The following is a 22,532-nucleotide window of genomic DNA, read 5'->3' on the forward strand; positions in this document are numbered from 1 at the left end:
AAATATTACTTGTCTTTCTTTCTCTATCTCTTCAACGTAAAGTGAGCACGTATCGATTTCTTCTCGTCTGTATTTGGTTCTCTATATTCTAATGTAAACCAGTAGTCGCTTGTTGGTACTGGATTGCCATTATAAGTACCATTCCATCCTGCGCCTGTTGGGCTTAATTGTTTTAGTAGCTTTCCATAACGATCGAAGATGTAAATCACAGCATCTGGTTGGTTACCAATAGCATAAATATTCCAAGTATCATTATAACCATCACCATTTGGTGTAAAGTAATGTGGGTAATCCATAACCATAATAGTTATTGTACTTTCTCCACAACCTATCCTATCTCTTACTGTTATGGTGTGCTGTCCTGCTGAAACATCTGTAAACGTGTACATACTATCGTTTGGCTCGTTGGTTTCCCAACTACCGCCATCTAGACTAAACTCGTATATTGCTATGGAGTTGTTTGTAGCATCGCTTGCACTTGCTGTTACTGCAATATCGTGTTGGTCTGCAAAGGCTAAGCTTGTTACTTCTGCATCTATTACTGGTGGCTCGCTTACTGTTACAAAAGTGTCTACTGGTATACTTGCACATCCTGTAGCATTATCTGTAGCTATAACACTATAAGTACCGCCGCTTGTTGGCGCTATACTTGAACCTGTTTCACCTGGTAATATTGTACCTTCTAATGACCATACAAAAGTATATAATGTAGCATCTAAGCCTGTGTCTATTACTGGCGAATTTATAATTTCTGTACCATTAGTATTGATACATATAAATACTCAGCTTCTAAAGTAAGGATGGCATTGGATTGACTTGTAGGGTGATCTCTGCTGTTTCATAACAGGTAGAACTGTCTTGTTCATTGTCTATTACGTTATCACCATTAAGATCTACATAATCTGCTATGCCATCACCATCGATATCGACTTGGTCAATCAAGCCATCTCCTGTGGTATCTGTTCCATTTGAGGCGCCATCTCCCGTAGTATCAATAAGATCAAAAATACCATCTGCATCTGTACCTATAGTATCTATATCGCCATCGTTATCAAAATCTATTCCTGTTGTACCTAAAGCGACTAAATCTATTGCCAATGGTCCTACTCCTATAATATCATTATCCACTCTTGCTATTATTACTTGTGGATTTACGGTATTTGTATAGGTAAATGGTAGCGGATTCGTTGCTACGTCTGCGTCTGCTTGATTGTCGTAATACGTCACTGTATAGTTTGCTGCATCTTGACCATCTAGCACAAAATCATTTTGTGTTGTAAGGTCGAATGCTACAGTATCATTCGTAGTATCATTATCAAACGCCATAGTATCATCACATGCTTGGTAGAGTATTGCTACACCATCTGAATTTGCTTGTGCTGCTTCATCTACTCGTAAGTCGAAGGTTAGTACCGCTGTATCACATCCTGTTATTGTGTTGGTGATGTTTACATAAATAGTTTGAGGATCACTGGTGTTAGTATAATCTCCACTTACCGTTAAGTCGTTCATTGCAGTGTCTGCTTCTACTTGCGTTTCATGATAAGTTACAGTGAAGACTGTTGCGTCTTGTCCGTTTAATATCGCAGCTGTCATGCTTGTTAAATCGAAGTCTGCAATAGCATCTGTATTGAGTTCACAAATCACATAATCGTTTACTGGAGTCACTACTGGTAATGGATTTACAATCACATCGAAACTTACCAAACTGTAACAACCTGTACCACCTAATCCTGTTGGGTCTGTACCATTGGTAAGACGTACATAAATAGTTTGTGGTGTTATGGCTACGCCTGGATTTTCAGGATCTTCATTGGTATGCATGCTTGGATCTACTATTTCATTGTTAGCCATTATAGCATCGTCTTGTGTGATATAGTAACTTGCGGTTACACCAACTTCGTTATTGAGAATAAAAGCTTCGTTTTCTGTTAAATCAAAAACTTCTAACAAATCATTTGGACCTACAACATTTATATCGTCACACAGTTCTAAATCTACTGGATTTGGACTTGGTGATGGGTTTGGAATCACTCTAATAGTAACCGTTGTAAAGCTAAAGCAGCTGGTGTCGTTATCGGTTACACGTACATATAATGTTTGCGGACCTGCCATAGTATTTGTATAGGCTGTTGGGTCTGGAATAGCATTAGTATCTGCTTGTGCATCTGCTAGGATTTCATAATACGTAACAATCCAACTCACATTCAATGGACCTGTAATCTCAAGGTCTTCTACCGTTAAATCGAAACTTGTTGTGCCATTATTGGCTTCCATATAATCAGCATCTAAATCGTCACATTGCGTTAATTCATTATCGTATGCAGGATCAAGTACTGGTGGAAATTCTACTCTTATCTCGAATGTACCTGTTGTGGTTACACAGCCATTAGTATTGCTTACTAAACGAATGTAAATGATTTGTGGATTACTTGCATTAGTATAGTTTGAAGTGTTTACTATTGGATTAGTACCAGCGTCTGCTTGTGCTTGTGTTAAGTGATAGCTTAAAGTAAAGTCTGCTGCTGTTTGTCCGCCTGATAAAATTTGTGGTGTAATAACAGCATCGAAATCGAATTGGTTAAAACCATCGGCATCATCATCACAAACAACATAGTCTTCAATAGCTATTGGTACTACTGGTGATGGTAATACTTCTAAATCCATAGTAACAATAGTAAAGCAACTTGTAAGATCGTTGGTTACTAATACGTGTATGGTTTGTAGGTTTGCTACAATATTGGAGTATGGACTTACTAGTGGATTGGTCATACTCATGGCATCTGCTGCTGTTTCGTAATAAGCAGTTGTAACATTTGGTTCTCCGTTTTCTATAATTACCGATTGGCTGTCTAGATCGAATAGATCATAGAATCCATCATTATCATCATCACAGGCTTGTAATGGTGCTGGTATCGCTGGTGATGGTAATGGATTGACTCTTAAATCTAAGGTGATCGTACTTACGCAGCCTGTAGTATTGTTTGATGCCCTCACATAAACCGTTTGTGAGTTTACTGTATTGGTGTACGGACTTGCTATTTGTACTGCAGTGTCATTAGTATCTGCACCTAATTGTGTACTAAAATAGCTTAAACTAATACCTGTTTGACCGTTTAGTATTTGTGCATTGGCATCTTCTAAAGTAAAGGCTTCTACCTCATCGCCAGGATTAGTAACATCACAAAGCACTAATGGTGTTGGTTGTACTAGTACTGGTAATGGGTTTACTATTAATTCTAAGGCTACTGTTTTATAACAACCTGTACTATTATCTTCTACACGCACCCAAATGGTTTGTAGGTCCATAGTTGTGTTTACATATGCATTTGGAGTAGTGATAGGGTTGTTTGGTGCTTCAGCATTAGCCATATTCTCATAATACGTAATGGTGTATAATAATGGGTCTAAATCGTTAGACGTATCTGTGTCTAATAAGTTTAGAATCTCTGGTTCTTTAGTTGATAAATTGAAAACAGCAAAGCCATCGGCATCATTATCACAAACTTCTAATGCTGTTAAATTAGCAGCTGTTGTAATTTGTGGTGTTGGATTTACAGTAAGAACTAATGCTACAAAAGTAGCGCAGTCGGTTGCAATGGTTGAACTCTCTACTCTTACGTAAATGGTTTGTGTATCGACTACAATATTATTGTATGGACTAGTTAATGCATTAACATTATTTCCGGCATCTGCCATAGTTTCATGGTAGGTTACGGTAAGTCCTGCTGCGCCTCCTGTGATTTCTAATGTTGTATCTGAGAGTGTAAAGACTCCAAAACCATCACTGTCTGGATCGCAATCTACTAAGGGCGTTGGTGTAAACGCTATTGGTGCTTGCTCCACTAACAAGTCTAAAGTTGTAGTGTCAAAACAGCCGGTAGTAACGTCTTCGACGCGCACAAATATGGTTTGCATATCTGCGGTTGTATTGGTATATAGATTTGGAAGCGCATTGATTTCTGCGTCTGCATTTGCTTGGTCAATATAATAGGTTACCGAATATGCTGGATTACCACCTGAAATCTCGTTGTTTTTCAGGGTTAAATCAATGAGTGTCATGCCGTCTGGTGTGCCATCATCACAAACTTCTAATGGTGTTGGGATTACTAATACTGGTAATGAATACGCTGTAACCGTTACAGTACTTGTTGTTGGACAGGTGCCATTAGTAATATAATCTACTGTGTATTCAGCTCCTGGCGTACCATCTGTAATAGCTCCAGTTGCAACATCTAGTGTTGCTATATCTGTTGATGTTAGATTAAAAGTGAAGATTCCACCCGGTGTTGTAACCGTATCTATTATAGCACCATCACAGGTTGGCGTGTAAGTGAAAGAGGAATCATCTGTGGTTAATACTGTTAAAACAACTGTTGATGAGGACGAACATGCACCTCCCAGTGAGTATTCAATAGTATACGTTGCTGCAGAAGTTGCATTAATTACGGTTCCTGTTGTTGGATCTATTGTTGCTGTGTCTGTTGGTGCTGGATTAAAAGTATAGGTTCCTCCTAAAGTTGCTTCTGTAGTCACTGTTCCTCCATCACAGGTTGGTGTCATGGTAAATGAAGCATCAAAAGTTAAATTAACTGTTACAGCAACAGAACTCATAGTAGGACAAGGACCATTAGTGGTATAATCTACCATATAACTAACACCTGGACTTCCTGCAGTAATTGTTCCTGTAGCTGCATCAATCGTTGCTGTATCTGTTGGTAATGGATTTAAAACATAAGTTCCACCGGGTGTCACTACTGAATTTACTGTTCCGCCATCACAAGTTGCTTGCATGGTGAAGGTAGAGTCGTCTGCTGGTGTTACTGTTAAAGTAATAGCAGTCGTAGAAGAACAAGCTCCAGTTGTAGTGTATTCAACAGTGTATGTTGCTCCCGAAGTTCCATTTAAAACTTCTCCAGTAGCCATGTTAATTATAGCTAGATCTGTTGGCATTGGATTAAAAGTAAATATTCCTCCAGTAGTTACAATTGTATCTACAGTACCACCATCGCATTCAGGAATCATTGTAAAACTTGAATCATCTGTAGATAATAACGTAACCGCCTCATTATTAGTAACAGAACAGCTGCCTCCTGTTGAATAATCAACATTGTATGTTGAACCAGGAATTCCATTAGTAATCGTTCCTGTTGATGCATCTATTGCTGCTCCATCTATAGGCATAGGGTTGAATGCAAACACACCACCTAAATCTCCAGTAACCACAGCTGTTGCACTGTCACAAGAAGGAGTGAAATTAAATGAAGCATTTTCGTTTGCAAAAGTAACAATCACATCGTCAATTACTGTACAATCAGCATCCGATACAGAAACACTGTAAGTACCAGAATTAGGAGAAGACACCGTAAGTGTAGGATTTGTTTCTCCTGAAATATCTATAGTATCGAGCACCCATTGGTACGTAGCAGTTGTTGATGCTACTGTAGCATCTAATGTAACATCTGGATCTCCAACACATAAATTTTGATCTGCTCCTAAATTAACAACTATAGGCACAGAAACAACCACATCATCTGTTACAATTACAATATCTCCGTTACAATTAGTATACGTTACTCTAGCTGTATATGTGGTTGTTACTGTTGGACAAACATTAAACGTTGGTGTAATTGAAATAACAGCACCTGTATTATCTAACCAAGCAAATTCTACTACACTTGGTCCAGCTGGCGTAAAGCGCCAAGCCTCCTCTGTAGCATCCCAATCAGGATCTAGAGTATTCCGTCCTGGTGGAACAAAAGCAGTTGTCCCAGCATCATTTTGGATCCCTAATGCGGCGTTTCCACTATTCCAACTACAAATAGACTTTTCGCGCACATAAATATCAATAACATTTGTTGTCTCATAAAACACAGCCATGTGTGTAGCTTCCAAATTAGCACATTGAAACATAGGTACTTCAAAGAAACTTACTGCTAATACTCTATTTGGTGTGGTGCCAATAATTTCCCAAGCAATTTCCTCAGTAGTACTCACTAAAGGATTAATATCATGAATTGGTGTAAATACATTACCATCCATAATGGCGGTTTCATTATTATTAGGCAAGTTTTGGTTTAATATATAACCTGAGCCTGCACCAGCATCAGCAGCATCAACATCAAAACGTATAATTCCATTGGAACCAATTTGAAACTGTGTCTCTGTATTAGTGAAAAAACAAAAATCGAACGGTAAGTTTTCTACAGTAGACCATCTGTCATCTTCATTAGGATTTAAAGCATTAGCCAAACCATTAAATGCAAAAGGAGGCACAAAAACGATTTGATTCATATTATAAGTATCCGTTAAACCAATATCTAAGTAACTTGCGGTTATATCCACACAACCAGTAGTACAATCTATAGAAACATCATTACCAGCATCCACATTTGGATTCCCTGGACTTGAAGCACCTGCAATAACTTGTAAATTAATATTATTTGTACTCTGGCATCCATTTGGGTTTGTATCTGTAATAACTAAAGTAACATCATAAATACCAGCTGTAGTGTATGCATGAGTAATTGTTTGTCCAGTTACAGTAGGAGTACCATCTCCAAAATCCCAAGTATAAGTTGCTCCTACATCTGTAGAAGAAAATATTCCACTACCATTAAAGGTGATGGTTTCGTTTAAACCTGCTTCTACCTGACCAGCTCCATTAATCCCTGGAGAAGTACTATCTAAAACAGCTGTTATGGTTTGACAAGGCTCATAGCAAGAAATTGTTGCGGACCAACCAAAAGTATTTGCACCACCATCAGAAGTGAACTCAATGGTTAAACAACCAGTAGCATTCGCCACAGTTGCAGATACTAATCCTGGATTATTAGTAGCTCCACCACCTGAAAACGACCCTAATACTGGTGCCGAAGTATTGTCTCCATCATAAATAGTCATTACATCATTAATCATTTGAGTACCAAACGATGTGAAATTTAATTGAATAATTTCTCCAGCCGTTGGAGAGCAAATAGTATATACAAAATTTTCATTACTAGAATAATTTGCAGGACCACCAGAATCAAAAAAAGTACCTGAACATTGGTTAGACATTCCATTTTGCATCAAAATATCTTGAGAAAATGAAACACTTGTGATTATAAAGACTAATATTATTATTAACTTTTTCATTTAAAATATCTTTTAGATTTTATTGATGCTGTGGTTTTATATTTACTAAATAATTGGTATTATCTACTCTATAAGTAAGAATATTTTCATTTCTGGAATAAAAATCGAAACTATATTTTAATACATTAAAATCATTAGCATTAAAAAAGACCTCTTTTTTAAGCTCTTTATTATAGTCATTAAATAGTGGAACAGAAGAAAGTAACTTAAAATGTGACAAATCTTTATTTTTATGCTCATTAATATAAATTCTATTTCTTAAAATATGCTTTATATCTTTCAGACGTTGTGGTCTATTTAAAACATACTCCTCAGCTTTATCAGCATATACTTCTTTAATAAAAGACAACTCTTTTTCAGTGAGTGGGGCATTTATATTTTCGCCATAGTTGATGACCTTGAGTGGTTGCTTTTTTTGAGATTGACCAGTCACATTATAAATGCTAAAAGCAAAAAGGAAAGCAAATGTGTAAAGTAGTTTGATTTTCATATATAATTACCGTTTTAAAGATGCTAAAAATAGCAAAAAAATATTAACTTTTGACTAACTATTCTCTGATCTAAAAATATAACAACCAAAATTTAAAAACTCCTACCTACGTTGCACGCATTTTTTTATTACTTATCTTTGCTAACTGAGGATTTTTCGGAAAATATACACCGTTTTTCAATATTACAATGCTGAAAGTATGGCGTACTTTTTACGACTATATTTTAGCATATTTATGATTATTAGTTAGAATTTGAACACATGAAAATTGAGAATACTATAAATACAAATGACGAATTAGGAGAAAACCACGTTGGCACATCTTCTGAGACCCCTATGTCTACTGACGCCTTTAAGCTTTCAGACAAAGAAAAAATAGAGCTAATACAAGATGATGTTCGTCATATTATGGAAACTTTAGGTTTAGACTTAACAGACGATAGTTTAAATGGCACGCCTAAACGTGTTGCAAAAATGTTTGTGAATGAAATTTTTGGAGGTTTAAATCCTGAAAAAAAACCAACAGCTTCTGTTTTCGATAATAAGTACAAGTATGGCGAAATGCTTGTAGAAAAAAATATTACTTTATATTCTACTTGCGAGCATCACTTTTTACCAATTGTAGGAAGAGCGCACATTGCTTACATTTCTAATGGTACTGTTGTTGGCCTATCTAAAATGAACCGTATTGTAGATTATTTTGCAAAGCGCCCTCAAGTACAGGAGCGTTTAACTATTCAAGTGGTTAAAGAACTTCAAAAAGTATTAAACACAGACGATGTTGCTTGTGTTATTGATGCTAAACATTTATGCGTAAACTCTCGAGGTATTCGCGATATTGAAAGTAGCACAGTGACTTCAGAATTTGGTGGACAGTTTAAGAATAAGGAAACAAAACGCGAGTTTTTAGACTATATTAAATTAGATACTAAGTTTTAGTTTGATGTAGAATTTGTTTGTTGTGGAGTTGTTAAGCTGAAGGTTACTATCATATAATAATTTTATTAGTTGATTAATAATCTTTCTTGTCTACTCTAAGAATTAAAAAAACTGATTTGTAGTTAATCTTCCAAATCGACTTAACAACAAACAACTTTACAACAAAAAAGCATGCATATATATTCATTTGAAAAATTAGAAGTATGGAAAGAAGCTATTCAATTCGCTGTAAAAACATACAAAACAACAGATTTATTTCCCAATGAAGAAAAATTTGGATTAATATCTCAAATGAGACGTTGCTCAGTTTCAGTTTCATCAAATATAGCAGAAGGCACAGCAAGTATAACAAAAAAGCATAAAGCACATTTTATGACAATAGCTTAGAGTTCTGCTTTAAAATTATTAAATCAGGTAATAATTTCAAAAGAATTAGAATTTATTTCCGAAGAAAACTATAAAATTATTAGATTAGATGTCGAATCTATAACTAACAAAATTAATGCGTTAAGAAATCACTTTTTGAAATAGAGTAAGGCAACTTAACAACAAACAACTTTACAACAAACAACATGCAACTTTATAAAAACCAACAGATAAAAGTATATAATTCTTTAACTGGGAAAAAAGAAACTTTCGAACCGATTATAGAAGGTTATGTTGGCATGTATGTTTGTGGACCAACAGTGTATAGCAATGTACACTTAGGAAATGTTAGGACATTTATGTCTTTCGATATGGTGTTTCGTTACTTAAAACATTTAGGTTATAAAACACGCTATGTTAGAAACATTACTGATGCTGGACATCTAGAAAACGATGCAGATGTTGGTGAGGATAAGATTACAAAAAAAGCACGTTTAGAAGAAATTGAACCTATGGAAATTGTACAGCGTTATACTGTAGATTTCCATAATGTTTTGAATCAATTTAATTTTTTACCACCAAGTATAGAGCCTACTGCAACTGGACATATTATTGAGCAAATTGAATTAATAATCAAGATAATAGACAATGGTTTTGCTTACGAAGTAAATGGCTCTGTATATTTTGATGTCCATAAATATAACGAGACTAATAATTATGGTATTTTAAGTAAACGTAAACTTGAAGATTTAATCCATAACACACGTGCACTTGATGGACAAAGTGATAAAAAAAACCCACAAGATTTTGCGCTTTGGAAGAAAGCAGAAGCTACACACATTATGCGTTGGTCATCGCCTTGGAGCGAAGGTTTTCCTGGTTGGCATTTAGAATGTACAGCTATGAGCACAAAATACTTAGGTGAGCAATTCGATATTCATGGTGGTGGAATGGATTTAAAATTCCCACATCACGAATGTGAAATTGCACAGAACCAAGCTGCAAAAGGCAAGGCTCCCGTGCATTATTGGATGCATGCAAATATGTTAGAGCTTAATGGTTCTCGCATGAGCAAATCTACAGGGAATTATATTAATCCTGCAGAATTACTTTCTGGCAAAAACGATGTGATGTCTAAGTCTTACAACCCAAATGTTGTGCGCTTTTTTATGATGCAGTCTGCTTACAGAAGTGTTTTAGATTTAACAGATAATGGATTACTAGCAAGTGAAAAAGGTTTTAATCGTTTAATGAATGCTGTTGATGATTTAGATAACTTAAAAGCTTCAGATGCTTCTTCTTTTGATGTTAAAGCATGGAAACAGACGTGTTACGATGCTATGAATGACGATTTCAACACACCTATTCTAATCGCTAATTTATTCGAAGCTGTAAACCATATTAACGCTATAAAAGAAGGAAATACAACTATTGCTCCTGAAGATTTAGAGTTGTTTAAAAACGCTATCCATACTTTTGTGTTCGAATTATTAGGTTTAAATAAGGCTCAGGATTCTACAGAAGGTGAAGACAAACTTTCTGGAGCCGTAAACTTACTTATTAAATTAAGACAAGAAGCTAGAGCGGATAAAGACTTCGCTTTATCTGATAAAATTCGTGATGAATTAGCCGAAGTTGGCATAACATTAAATGATAGCAGAGAAGGCACAACCTTTTCGACTCACTAAAAATGTCATTCGGAACACAGCGAAAACTCTTTTATCATTCTTTTTTTTATCAATTAGAGATTCTTCGCTTTCGCTCTGAATGACACAAAACATGAAAAAACTATTAATTGCACCTTTTCTATTTATCATAAAAGTGTATCAAACTTTTATCTCTCCATTTACACCGGCTACGTGTAGATATCAGCCAACGTGTTCTCACTATACTAAGGAAGCTTTAGAAAAACATGGCTTTTTAAAAGGCATGAAATTAAGTGTAAAACGTATTTTTAGTTGTCATCCTTGGGGAGGAAAAGGATACGATCCTGTCCCTTGAAAGGATGACAACTAGCCAACGCGCCAACGCGCACACTCACTAAAAATGTACACTGTACATTTTCTATTCGCTCTGTCGCCTTGGGGAGGAAAAGGATACGATCCCGTACCCCAAGAGAGGATAATTTTGTTAATGATTTGTGATATATTAAAATAAATTCAGCATAAATACTATATTTACAATCATAAAAAGAAACCTATGTACTTATTAGAATTCAATTGGAATCCTATTACAGGAATTGATATTGTTGGGAATTTCAAAATTCATTTTTATAGCTTAATGTGGGTAGCCGCATTTATAGTAGGCTGGAACATAATGAAACGCATTTTTAATAGAGAAAATGTAAAAATTGAATATCTTGATCCTTTGTTTATCTACACCGTTTTAGCGACTATGTTAGGGGCACGTTTAGGGCATGTTATTTTCTATCAGCCAGAATTATTTTCGCAAGACTTCTTTAGTGTATTTCTACCCTTTCATTTTAATCCAAAGTTCGAATTCTCAGGGTTCTCAGGTTTAGCGAGTCATGGTGCAGCAATAGGAATTGTATTTGCCATGTACTTGTATAGAAGAAAATACAAGTACAAATCTCTTATGTGGATTTTAGACCGCATAGTTATTCCTGTAGCTTCAGGCGCAGTATTTATTCGCTTTGGAAACTTTATTAATTCCGAAATAGTAGGTAAATTGTCTGGTGATTTCCCGTTGGGTGTTCGTTTTATTCAAGAAGAATACTCAAAAAGAGAGATTGTTAAACTCACAGGAATAGAAAATTATAAAGAAGCTTACCAAGCCGTTTCTAACGATCCAAAATTTATAGATTTATTACAAGCCGTTCCTTATAGACATCCGGCTCAAATGTATGAATCGTTTTGTTATGTTTTTGTATTTTTAATTCTACTCTATTTTTATTTAAAAACAAATAAAAGTAGCCAACCAGGTTTCTTATTCGGTCTGTTTTTAGTTCTACTTTGGACGGTTCGTTTCTTTGTGGAATTTGTAAAAATAGCACAAGTAGATGGACGTGATGATTATATTTGGTTTATGAATACAGGACAAGTATTAAGTATTCCTTTTATTTTGATTGGATTATATTTTATGTTTTTCTACAAAAAAAAATCCTCATATAACTAATGAAAGCATTTAAAATAGCGTTATTACTATTATGCTTTAGCTTAACTATTGTGGCTTGCAAAAGCGAACCAAAATATATTAAACAAGCAGAAGTCACTTTTACAAAAGAGGGGAAACTTACGTTATTTAAAAGCACAACAGACACTATTATTACCACCTTAGATATTGAGATTGCAGAAACGACTTTCGAAATCCAAACAGGCTTAATGTATAGAGAGTCTATGAAGAACAATCAAGGTATGTTGTTTGTTTTTCCAAATCTTGAAGAACGTAATTTCTATATGAAAAACACACGTTTTCCACTCGATCTCATTTATTTAGATCAGAATAAAAACGTGGTAAGCTTTCAAGAAAATGCACAACCGTTTAACGAAGCGTCTTTACCATCCAATGCGTTGGCACAATTTGTATTAGAAGTTAATGCTGGACTAGCCAAAGAATGGCTTCTTGAAGTTGGAGACAAAATGGACTACTTTGTATTTAAGGCCAAAGATTAATTTGACTTTTTTAGCTTTTTCTGTCATCAAATAATTAATAAACAGACTTTTCTTTTTACAATATTTCATGTGAACTGTTGGTGTAAAACACCAACATTGGGTTATTCTTTTTCTCAACGCCTTAGAGGTCTAAATATTTCTATTGAATTAAGACTACACTCAGTATAGCGCGTTAAGGATTAAGGCTTTGTTGAAGCTCCTCAAAGAGAGCGACTGCCGAAAGCCTGAGTTTTAGGTCCTGCAAGGTTTCTAAAACCTGGCAGGTATGAGTAAAAGTAACGCCCAAAAAATAAAATTATATAAACTTTAAATAAAAAATTCTTCGCTTTGCTCTCAATGACATAAAAGATTCTTAAACAGATTCAGAACAAAAAAAATGCTTCATGTTTAAAACTGAAAGGCTTTTTTTAATATTTAGAGATTAGAACTTATGCTTTTACATCTTCTTCTAATTCTTCTTTTACTTTGTCTTTTAATGACTCTGCTGCATCGCCTCTTTTTACTGTATCGTACATAATTGGTGTTGCGATAAATAAAGATGAGTATGTTCCAACAATTACACCTACTATTAAGGCAAACATGAAGCCTCTAATAGATTCTCCACCAAAAATAAAGATAGCTAACAACACAACTAATGTTGTTAAAGAGGTGTTTAATGTTCTACTTAATGTAGAGCTTAAAGACTTGTCGATTACTTTATTAAATTCCCAATCTGTGTGCTCGTTAAAGAATTCACGAATTCTATCGAATACTACAACGGTATCATTTAAAGAGTACCCAATTACAGTAAGAATTGCTGCTATAAAGGCTTGATCGATTTCCATTGAGAATGGCATAAACTTGTATGTAATAGAAAACACTCCTAATACGATTAATACATCGTGGAATACTGCTGCTACTGCACCAAGTGAGAATTGCCATCTTTTAAAACGGATTAAAATATAAAGGAAAACGACTATTAACGATCCTAAAACTGCCCAGAATGAGGCTTGCTTTATATCATCTGCAATCGTTGGACTTACTTTATACTTCTTCATTATACCTGCTGTTTTTCCTTCTTTATTAGAAATGAAATCTGCGTAATTCATTCCATTTAAATGTGGTTGTAAAGCATTAAATAATGTTTGTCTAATTTCCTCGTCTGCTTCTTCTGAAGCTTCTTTGATTCTAAAGTTTGTTGTAATTTTTAACTGATTATCGTCTCCAAATGTTTTAGCATCTGCACTACCAAAAACTGCTGGATCTGATAATGTAGAGCTTATTTCTGAAGCACTTACAGGTTGATCGAAACGCACTTGGTAAGTTCTACCTCCTACGAAATCTACACCTTGATCTAAACCATTAGTGAATAATGATGCTAAACTTCCTAGAATTAATACTCCAGAAATAATGTAAGCCATTTTACGCTTCTTTAAGAATTTGATATCGATATTTCTAAATAAGTTTTTAGTAATAGGTGTTGAGAAATCTAATTTACCTCCTTTAGCAACATACCAATCTACTAGTAATCTAGTAATAAAAATTGCTGTAAATAATGATGTTCCAATACCTATTAATAATGTAGTAGCAAAACCTTTAATTGGTCCTGTACCAAATAAGAATAAAATTAAAGCAGTTAAACCTGTTGTAATATTGGCATCTAAAATAGATGACAATGCATTACTAAATCCATCTTTAACGGCAGATTTCTGGTCCTTTCCTTTCGCTAATTCTTCTCGAATACGTTCAAAAATAAGTACGTTCGCATCTACAGACATACCTATAGTTAATACAATACCTGCAATTCCAGGTAATGTTAATACAGCGCCTAATCCAGATAAGATACCAAAGATTAATAAGATGTTTAATGCCATTGCAACATCTGCAAAAGCACCTGCTTTACCATAATAGAAAACCATCCATAATAACACTAAAGCTAGTGCTAATAAAAATGACATTGTACCACTATCAATAGCTTCTTGACCTAATGTTGGTCCAACTTCATCACTTTGGATAATAGATGCTCTTGCTGGTAATTTACCTGCACGTAATACGTTAGATAAATCTATTGCCTCGTTAATTGTAAAATCTCCAGAAATTTCTGAACGCCCTCCAGCAATTTTACCTCTACTAATTCCAGGTGCAGAATACACAATATCATCTAATACAATAGCAATATTACTTTGCTCTTTGTAAGCGCGCTCAGTCATTTGCTCCCATTTCTTAGAACCAGCTGCATCCATCTGCATGTTTACTACTACTCTATTGCCTTGGTCGTAACCTTCTCTTGCATCGTCAATACTTCCTGTTAATGGTGGCAGATTATCTCTATTACCTTCTAAAACGTGTAACGTTGTTACTTCACTATCCTTTTTAGGCTTCTCAAATGCAAATATTACATTTTTTGCAGCTGCTGGACGTAAAGCAATTGCTTCTTTAGAATTTAAAATTTCTAATACTTTTTTCTGATCTGTAAGTTTCACTAAACCAGCTCCAGAATAAGAACCTGTTGCGCCTACGGCAACTATATCATAAAAAGGATTAACAGCTACTGCTGTTTCATCTTCTTCTCCTGTTAAATCTCCAATAATATCGTCTGCAGTTTCTTCAACTGCTTCTTGAGTTGCATCACCTTCTTGTGCTGTATCTCCTTCTGCAACAACATCTTGTTTCGCTTTTAAAGATGCGTTTAACGTTTGAAAGTACTGACCTAAATCTTGTGCTTTATAACCAAACCAAAATTCTAATTCTGCCGTTCCTGTAATTAATGCTTTTGCACGCTCTACATCTTTAACACCAGGTAATTCTACCAATATACGTCCAGAAGATCCTAAACGTTGAATGTTTGGAGAAGCTACACCAAATTGATCAATACGCGTACGTAATACTTGTAAAGCAGAGTTTATAGACTCATCAATTTTTTTAGATAATGCACTTTTTACATCACCATCACTCATTCCAATTTCTACAGTTCCAGCCTCAACTAGAGAACGTGTTCCAAAAATATCTGGTGACGCTAATTTTTTATCTCCTTTAATAGCATCGAAAGCTTCGTAAAAAGAATCAATATAATCGTCTTGAGAGTTTGTTTGTAAAACATCAGCATCATCTAATGCTTTGTTAAACACAGGGTCTTTAGAGTTGTTAGCTAATCCTTTTAAGATATCTTTTACAGACACTTGTAAAATAGCTTCTAAACCACCTTTAAGGTCAAGACCTAACTTCATTGAGTTGTCCTTAACTTTTGCATAATCTTCTCCTAAGAATACGCTTTCTTTAGAAGCAGAAAGAGAATCTAAATAGCTTACTTCAAACGCTTTACGCTTGTCTTTAAAATCTACAACATCCTCACTAAATTGTGATGCTGCTATTTCTTCTGCGTTTTTCTCGATTGCACTGTTTTTAAACGAGAAAGACAGTTGGTAAATACTTACCAGTCCAAATAAAACCGCGAACAGTTTTACTAATCCTTTGTTTTGCATTGTTTTGTTATTTGCGTCAGAATTATTTCTGACAATTATTAATACTACTTTTTAATATGGGTTAATAGTTTCCTATAGGAACTATGAAAACTATAGTTTAGAAACACTAATTAAAGCGGAAGCTTTCTATTAGCACTTCAAAAATTTATTTTTAGGAAGTTTATGTAACTATTTCCTTTAAGAAAGTGGCCCGGCGCGACCTTCAGGAATTTCGTGAGGTATATTATTTATTGCAGTTGCAATAGTTTTATGTTGTTTGTAAGCAACAGAGACTTCAATATTTTTTTTAGTAGAATTAATAACTAATGCAAAGACAGGCACGTTAGGATTTGAGAATCTATCGTAATCTTGTTTAAGTTCAAATATTAATTTTCCACTAGAACCAAAACCAGTATCGCTACTTTTACTAATTTCGAAAACATCAATATTATAAGTGTTTTCTTTTGGTAAATCTGAATGATTATCTCCGTTAGAAGCATAATCGATTGCTAATGTAGTTGTAGAAAGGATATTTTTTACATTATCAACTGTAATATCACTGTAATACGAAATAACTAAGCGACCATTAGCTTCTTCACGAATATCAACTTTAGAAACACCAATAGTTTCTAATTGCCCTTTTACATTAGCAATGGTTAATTGTGCTTCGCTTGAAGACACGGCAACACTAGAAAACTGTAATACAATCTCTTGATTTGGCACGACCAGGTTTTCCTGACTTGCACCAAATAAAGTGAGTATTATAATTAAAGCACCAAAGTACCATTTCGTGTTCATGCGCCAAATATAAAAAAATAAAGACTGTATTGCTACAGTCTTTATATAAATATGTGTTTTAATTTACTGAATGTTATAACTCTAACAATCCATTCGTTTTCTTAACACCTTCAGCAGATTCTGCTAATTTTGCTTTTTCAGCATCAGTTAAGCTAATCTCAACAATTTTTTCAATTCCATTTGCACCTAATACGCAAGGCACTCCAATGGCTAAATCGTTTAATCCAAATTCTCCTGTTAATAAAGCAGAACATGGAAATATTTTTTTAGTATCACAAGCAATTGCTTGAACCATTGCAGATACTGCTGCACCTGGAGCATACCAAGCAGAAGTCCCTAATAAACCTGTAAGCGTTGCGCCTCCAACTTTAGTATCATGCACTACTTGATCCATACGTTCTTGAGACAAAAACTCTGAAACAACAACGCTATTTCTTGCTGCTTTACCTATTAATGGCACCATACCTTTGTCGCTATGTCCACCAATTACCATTCCATCTACATCGCTAATAGGAGCTCCTAAAGCCTCAGCTAATCTGTATTTAAAACGTGCAGAATCTAAAGCTCCGCCCATTCCAATAATTTTATTTTTTGGTAAACCTGTAGTTTTATGAACTAAATATGTCATCGTATCCATTGGATTAGAGACCACAATTATGATTGTATTTGGAGAGTGTTCGATTAAGCTAGCAGACACCATTTTTACAATTCCTGCGTTAATACCAATAAGCTCTTCACGAGTCATACCTGGTTTTCTTGGAATTCCAGAAGTAATGACACAAACATCAGATCCTGCAGTTTTAGAATAATCGCTAGTACTTCCAGTAATTTTTGTATCGAAACTATTTAATGAAGCGGTCTGCATTAAATCCATCGCTTTACCTTCAGCAAATCCTTCTTTAATATCTAAGATTACAACTTCACTTGCAAAATCTTTAATAGCAATATATTCAGCACAACTTGCACCTACTGCTCCTGCTCCAACTACTGTTACCTTCATTTTAATATATTTTTAGTTTGTATAAAATTTTAAGTTGCAAATTTACAAATTTTGCGTCAGAAAATGATTAAAAAGCCTGACTTTAAAAGTTGAAATTCTTCACTAAAGAGGCACCATTATCATTGGCCATGATGTAAGCTGGATTTAAACCTAAAAAGCATAACTTAAATTAGGTATAATATTGATTAGCACACCTTTTAAATAGTAGTCTATAATAAATGAATTTGTAATTTTATCTAATAGAAATTAAGAATAACTAATTTAGATTGTATAGTTCAAACCAATAACTAGATTGGTAAACGCTCCAAAAGTAATATTTGAATTAATAGAAAATTTATTAAAATTATAATTAACTCCCAAGTCACTTTTAAAATTAGTTTCGTCTCCATCCAAAGTGCTTAACGCTCTGTTTAGTACTGTAAGCAATACTTCTCCATCTCCGCCCATGGTGTATGTAAACTTGCTTTTCGTTAAACCAATTGCTGCTGTAAAATCGAATTTATTTACTGTTTTTGATACCAAAATATTAAACAGAAAAGAGTTGCCTTCTACATTAATAGAATTTATTGTCCCTAAGACTAAGTTTGCCGGTGAAAATTTGTCACTTACATTATACTGAGAATAAGATACTAAGGCTGCTAAATTAAACCTTGAGGTATCTATCGAAGGAATCCATTGCGATATATTATGTTGAACACCAAAACCAAATACTTGATAGTATGTTTTATTGATTTTAATTTTTGGTGAGTATCTTGTAATAAAAGTAGTTCCTTTCCAAAGCCCAACAGCTGCTTGAAATTGATAATAATTAAAAACAGATAGGTTTAATCCTTCGGGAGCATCAATTTCAAGTGCCTCACCATTTATCAAGCCCTCAAAAACAACGTCACTCTCTCCTCCTAAAGCAGTTGGAATTGCAACAGAAGTTTGATCTCCTTGAATCCTCAAATTAACTAAGTCGGCTTCTGAAACGTTAAAATTTTTCTTTTTTTCCGGAAGGAATAAAAGATTTCCTTGTATTGAAATATCAACATCCCAAAGCTCCAAAGTCTTTGCGTTTTTAAACCATCCACTTGATGATTGATATATTGTAGCCTGAGCTGCAGGCTGAACATATTGGCCTGTTAAGAATACTAAATCGCCTGCTACGTTATCCAAATCTTGATTTTGGGAGAAACATAAAACAGGCGAAATAAGTACTATAAAAAGTAATCTATACATCAATATTTGCATAGACTGCATTCTTTTCTATAAAATCACGACGTGGTGGCACTTCGTCTCCCATTAACATCGAGAATACTCTGTCTGCCTCAATACCATTATCGATATATATTTGTCGTAAAGTTCTAAACTCAGGATTCATTGTTGTATCCCAAAGCTGAGAGGCATTCATCTCACCAAGACCTTTATAACGTTGGATTTTTGCACCATCTCCATATTGCGCCATTAATGCTAAGCGCTCTTCATCATTCCAAGCATATTCTTTTTTCATACCTTTTTTTACTAAAAATAAAGGTGGCGTTGCAATGTAAATATGTCCGTTTTCAATTAATTCTTTCATGTAACGGAAAAAGAACGTTAAGATTAGTGTTTCAATGTGAGAACCATCGATATCGGCATCACACATGATTACTATTTTATGGTATCTTAATTTTGAAAGGTTTAAGGCTTTACTATCTTCTTCGGTTCCAATTGTTACACCTAAAGCAGTAAATATATTTCTAATTTCTTCGTTTTCAAAAACCTTATGCTTCATGGCTTTCTCAACATTTAAAATTTTACCACGTAATGGTAAAATAGCTTGAAATGCTCTATCACGTCCTTGCTTTGCTGTTCCACCTGCCGAATCTCCCTCGACAAGATAAACCTCACATTTAGCTGGATCTTGCTCAGAGCAATCAGATAATTTTCCTGGCAAACCACCAATACTCATGACTGTTTTACGCTGTACCATTTCACGCGCTTTTTGTGCTGCATGACGTGCTTGAGCTGCTAAGATTACTTTTTGAACAATAATTTTAGCATCGTCTGGATTTTCTTCTAAATAATCTGTTAGCATCTCAGAAACAGATTGACTTACTGCTGCAGAAACTTCTCTGTTCCCTAACTTCGTTTTTGTTTGCCCTTCAAATTGTGGCTCTTGAACTTTTACAGAAATAATTGCTGTTAAACCTTCACGAAAATCATCTCCAGCAATATCAAACTTAAGCTTGTCTAACATTCCTGAACTATCTGCAAATTTCTTAAGCGTATGTGTTAATCCACGACGGAAACCAGATAAGTGTGTTCCTCCTTCGTGCGTATTAATATTGTTTACGTACGAGTGTAAATTCTCAGCATACGATGTGTTATAAATCATAGCGACCTCAACTGGCACACCATTTTTTTCGCCTTCGAAAGCAATAACATCTTTCATTAAAGGCTCTCTAGTTGCATCTAGAAACTGGATAAATTCTTTTAAACCTTCTGTAGAATGAAAGGTCTCACCTTCAAAAGAACCATCTTCTTTGGTAAATCTTTTATCGATTAAATGAACTGTAATCCCTTTATTTAAATACGCTAATTCGCGCATTCTGCTTGCTAAAGTATCGTAGTTGTATTCTAAAGTTTGTGTAAATATTGTAGCATCTGGTCTAAAAGTAACTGTTGTTCCTCTTTTCTCTGACTCCCCAATAGCTTTTACGGGATATAAAGGTTTTCCTTTAGAATATTCTTGCTCCCAAACTTGCCCATCTCTATAAACAGTTGCTCTTAAATGATCTGACAACGCATTTACAACACTAACACCAACTCCGTGAAGTCCTCCAGATACTTTATAAGAGTCTTTATCGAACTTACCACCGGCACCAATTTTAGTCATTACAACCTCTAGTGCAGATACGCCTTCTTTTTTATGTAAACCTACTGGAATACCACGACCATCATCTTCTGTAGTAATCGAATTGTCTTCGTTAATAGTCACTGTAATATTATCACAATGTCCTGCTAAAGCTTCATCAATTGAGTTATCTACAACTTCATATACTAAATGATGTAAACCACGTGTTCCAACATCTCCAATATACATTGATGGACGCATACGCACATGCTCCATACCTTCTAAGGCCTGAATACTATCTGCCGAATAATTATGTTTATTGAATTCTTCTTTCTTTTCGCTCATATATGTATTATTTTATATTGCTTTTATATATTTTTTTAAGGCTGAAAAACAAAATTTTCAACGACAAACAAATATACAAAAACATAAAGCTTCTACTACGTATTTTAAGGCATTCGACTGATTTTTATTAACAATTGTTGATTTCCTTAAAGTCGCTTAAATCGCTTAAAAACTATCTTAAATTAAATTTTTACTGATTATTTATTCTTCTGAAAAGCAGAAAACACAAAACACCTTTAGAAGTGTTATTTGAGTGTTCTTAAAAAAACTGAAAGGCATAAAAAAAAGCTTTCAAGATGTAAGTTTATTCATTTTTCTCTTTATAATAGTATCGTTTTAATTTTTTAAAAGAAGTTTCAAAAAAGCAAAATTTTGAGATTCTCCAACACTCTTAATATTGCTTAAAACAGACTTTTTCCATAATTTCGCAATAAACATCTATAAATCTAATTCTTATCTTTTTAATTATGAAAACAAAATTACTTTTACTATTATTAGTGTGTTCTAGCGTCTCTTTTGCTCAGACCATTTCATCGTTTACAAGTATTCCTTCGACGAATTTTACTATTATGGGATCCCAATCAACTATAGACCAGACAGCATCTGGCATGAATAGCGTATGGACTTTTAATAATTTAACTGCATTAGGAACTAATATTGACACTTATGCTGCACCAACTGCTGGACAATTAACTGCATATCCGGGAACTACAGAAGTGTTATCAATTACAGCCCAAGGTGGCACGCCAAATGTTAGTGACTTTTTCTTAAAAGAAGATGGCAATGGAACTTCTATTACCGGTGCTTCTCAAGGAGATGTTTTATTAAACTATATTGGTAGCAATGCATTTGTTGGGTTGTTTCCTTTAAGCTTTGGAACTAATAATTCTAATCCAGTTTCCGGAACATTTAGTTACCAAGGCGCTAATGGTACATTTACTGGAACAACAACTACTGCCGTTGATGCTTATGGAACCTTAAATATAATTAATAGTGATGGAGGTAGTTTTTCTACGAATGCAACACGTTTACGTATAGATCAAACCCTATCCTTAAGTATACCTCCAATATTTAATAATATTGGCACAGTTACTCAAACGACCTATTATTACTATGATAATTCTGTGAATAATATCGTTTTCAGATACAATAACGCTAATGTTAATTCCGGTTTTTTAGGAGTAAACGAAACTATTGAAACTCTAGAAAGTACCACAAATTTTACTTTATCAACTGATGGTTTTGAAAATTCAACACCATTAAAATTATATCCTAATCCTGTTCAAAACGCATTAAACCTTAAAATTGATACTAACGACAATATAGACTCTATAACTATTACTGATAATCTAGGCAGAATTGTTTTTACTTCAAATAAAAATGTAAACCGTATAGATGTTAGCGATTTAAATAGCGGCTTGTATATTGTTTCAATTGTCACTAAATCCGGCAAACTACTTAGTCAAAAGGTTATAAAAGAATAACTTGTATTATTTTAAAAAAAAATGCAAAGACCAATCATTAGATTGGTCTTTGCTTTTTAATACATTATTCAACTATCAGCAAA

At 34.4% G+C, this 22,532-nt stretch carries 16 protein-coding genes; 8 read left to right on the forward strand and 8 right to left on the reverse strand.

Going from position 1 to position 22,532, the window contains the following annotated elements; all coding sequences use genetic code 11:
- Positions 1–23: 23 nt before the first annotated feature.
- Positions 24–494, reverse strand: coding sequence for a T9SS type B sorting domain-containing protein (locus RH82_RS18930; protein WP_316930944.1), 471 nt, complete (start codon positions 492–494; stop codon positions 24–26).
- On the opposite strand from RH82_RS18930, the gene RH82_RS18935 reads away from it, so the two are divergent.
- On the forward strand, positions 382–624 hold the full coding sequence (locus RH82_RS18935) for a hypothetical protein (RefSeq protein ID WP_241148076.1): 243 nt from the start codon (positions 382–384) through the stop codon (positions 622–624). The genes RH82_RS18930 and RH82_RS18935 overlap by 113 nt on opposite strands.
- Before the next feature lie 165 nt (positions 625–789).
- Here RH82_RS18935 and RH82_RS14590 read toward each other — a convergent pair whose 3' ends face one another.
- Positions 790–7,137 carry a PKD domain-containing protein gene (locus RH82_RS14590; protein ID WP_241148077.1) on the reverse strand — a complete coding sequence of 2,116 codons (6,348 nt, stop codon included), beginning with the start codon at positions 7,135–7,137 and terminating at the stop codon, positions 790–792.
- A gap of 19 nt (positions 7,138–7,156) precedes the next feature.
- Positions 7,157–7,627 (reverse strand): hypothetical protein, encoded by a 471-nt coding sequence (locus tag RH82_RS14595; protein WP_034061763.1) that lies wholly within the window; start codon positions 7,625–7,627, stop codon positions 7,157–7,159.
- Between the two features lie 261 nt (positions 7,628–7,888).
- Between RH82_RS14595 and folE the strand changes: the two genes are divergently transcribed.
- The 6 genes from folE to RH82_RS14625 all read left to right on the forward strand — a co-directional run bounded on the left by folE (position 7,889) and on the right by RH82_RS14625 (position 12,564).
- A complete protein-coding gene (gene folE / locus RH82_RS14600; RefSeq protein WP_034061766.1) occupies positions 7,889–8,566 on the forward strand; it encodes a GTP cyclohydrolase I FolE in 678 nt (225 codons plus the stop codon).
- A 171-nt stretch (positions 8,567–8,737) separates the two neighbouring features.
- Positions 8,738–8,953, forward strand: a complete 216-nt coding sequence (locus tag RH82_RS19155) for a four helix bundle protein (protein WP_316930940.1) — start codon at positions 8,738–8,740, stop codon at positions 8,951–8,953.
- Between the two features lie 185 nt (positions 8,954–9,138).
- A complete protein-coding gene (gene cysS / locus RH82_RS14610) occupies positions 9,139–10,620 on the forward strand; it encodes a cysteine--tRNA ligase (RefSeq protein WP_034061769.1) in 1,482 nt (493 codons plus the stop codon).
- 91 nt (positions 10,621–10,711) lie between these two features.
- Positions 10,712–10,933 (forward strand): membrane protein insertion efficiency factor YidD, encoded by a 222-nt coding sequence (gene yidD / locus RH82_RS14615; protein WP_034062065.1) that lies wholly within the window; start codon positions 10,712–10,714, stop codon positions 10,931–10,933.
- A gap of 198 nt (positions 10,934–11,131) precedes the next feature.
- On the forward strand, positions 11,132–12,067 hold the full coding sequence (gene lgt / locus RH82_RS14620; RefSeq protein WP_034061771.1) for a prolipoprotein diacylglyceryl transferase: 936 nt from the start codon (positions 11,132–11,134) through the stop codon (positions 12,065–12,067).
- Positions 12,067–12,564 (forward strand): DUF192 domain-containing protein, encoded by a 498-nt coding sequence (locus RH82_RS14625; RefSeq protein WP_034061773.1) that lies wholly within the window; start codon positions 12,067–12,069, stop codon positions 12,562–12,564. Before lgt ends, RH82_RS14625 begins: the two co-directional genes overlap by 1 nt.
- A gap of 428 nt (positions 12,565–12,992) precedes the next feature.
- On the opposite strand, the gene secDF is transcribed toward RH82_RS14625, so the two are convergent.
- From secDF to gyrB, 5 genes are all read right to left on the reverse strand, one after another.
- Entirely contained in the window at positions 12,993–16,025 is a 3,033-nt protein-coding gene (gene secDF / locus RH82_RS14630; RefSeq protein WP_034061775.1) for a protein translocase subunit SecDF, read from the reverse strand.
- 177 nt (positions 16,026–16,202) lie between these two features.
- On the reverse strand, positions 16,203–16,802 hold the full coding sequence (locus tag RH82_RS14635) for a hypothetical protein (protein ID WP_034061777.1): 600 nt from the start codon (positions 16,800–16,802) through the stop codon (positions 16,203–16,205).
- A gap of 73 nt (positions 16,803–16,875) precedes the next feature.
- A complete protein-coding gene (locus RH82_RS14640; protein ID WP_034061779.1) occupies positions 16,876–17,802 on the reverse strand; it encodes a malate dehydrogenase in 927 nt (308 codons plus the stop codon).
- 261 nt (positions 17,803–18,063) lie between these two features.
- Positions 18,064–19,023 (reverse strand): DUF6588 family protein, encoded by a 960-nt coding sequence (locus tag RH82_RS14645; RefSeq protein WP_034061781.1) that lies wholly within the window; start codon positions 19,021–19,023, stop codon positions 18,064–18,066.
- Positions 19,016–20,965, reverse strand: coding sequence for a DNA topoisomerase (ATP-hydrolyzing) subunit B (gene gyrB, locus RH82_RS14650; protein WP_034061782.1), 1,950 nt, complete (start codon positions 20,963–20,965; stop codon positions 19,016–19,018). The genes RH82_RS14645 and gyrB overlap by 8 nt, the downstream gene beginning before the upstream one ends.
- Positions 20,966–21,432: 467 nt before the next feature.
- Between gyrB and RH82_RS14655 the strand changes: the two genes are divergently transcribed.
- Positions 21,433–22,449 (forward strand): T9SS type A sorting domain-containing protein, encoded by a 1,017-nt coding sequence (locus tag RH82_RS14655; RefSeq protein ID WP_081979273.1) that lies wholly within the window; start codon positions 21,433–21,435, stop codon positions 22,447–22,449.
- Positions 22,450–22,532 lie beyond the last annotated feature (83 nt).

Origin of the sequence: Lacinutrix jangbogonensis (assembly GCF_000797445.1) — a bacterium.
GTDB lineage: Bacteria > Bacteroidota > Bacteroidia > Flavobacteriales > Flavobacteriaceae > Lacinutrix > Lacinutrix jangbogonensis.

Bases quoted from the DNA above. Each gene is read 5' to 3' on its own strand.
- RH82_RS14590 (WP_241148077.1), bottom strand. From the start codon at position 7,137: ATGAAAAAGTTAATAATAATATTAGTCTTTATAATCACAAGTGTTTCA.
- RH82_RS14595 (WP_034061763.1), bottom strand. From the start codon at position 7,627: ATGAAAATCAAACTACTTTACACATTTGCTTTCCTTTTTGCTTTTAGC.
- folE (WP_034061766.1), top strand. From the start codon at position 7,889: ATGAAAATTGAGAATACTATAAATACAAATGACGAATTAGGAGAAAAC.
- RH82_RS19155 (WP_316930940.1), top strand. From the start codon at position 8,738: ATGCATATATATTCATTTGAAAAATTAGAAGTATGGAAAGAAGCTATT.
- cysS (WP_034061769.1), top strand. From the start codon at position 9,139: ATGCAACTTTATAAAAACCAACAGATAAAAGTATATAATTCTTTAACT.
- yidD (WP_034062065.1), top strand. From the start codon at position 10,712: ATGAAAAAACTATTAATTGCACCTTTTCTATTTATCATAAAAGTGTAT.
- lgt (WP_034061771.1), top strand. From the start codon at position 11,132: ATGTACTTATTAGAATTCAATTGGAATCCTATTACAGGAATTGATATT.
- RH82_RS14625 (WP_034061773.1), top strand. From the start codon at position 12,067: ATGAAAGCATTTAAAATAGCGTTATTACTATTATGCTTTAGCTTAACT.
- secDF (WP_034061775.1), bottom strand. From the start codon at position 16,025: ATGCAAAACAAAGGATTAGTAAAACTGTTCGCGGTTTTATTTGGACTG.
- RH82_RS14635 (WP_034061777.1), bottom strand. From the start codon at position 16,802: ATGAACACGAAATGGTACTTTGGTGCTTTAATTATAATACTCACTTTA.
- RH82_RS14640 (WP_034061779.1), bottom strand. From the start codon at position 17,802: ATGAAGGTAACAGTAGTTGGAGCAGGAGCAGTAGGTGCAAGTTGTGCT.
- RH82_RS14645 (WP_034061781.1), bottom strand. From the start codon at position 19,023: ATGTATAGATTACTTTTTATAGTACTTATTTCGCCTGTTTTATGTTTC.
- gyrB (WP_034061782.1), bottom strand. From the start codon at position 20,965: ATGAGCGAAAAGAAAGAAGAATTCAATAAACATAATTATTCGGCAGAT.
- RH82_RS14655 (WP_081979273.1), top strand. From the start codon at position 21,433: ATGAAAACAAAATTACTTTTACTATTATTAGTGTGTTCTAGCGTCTCT.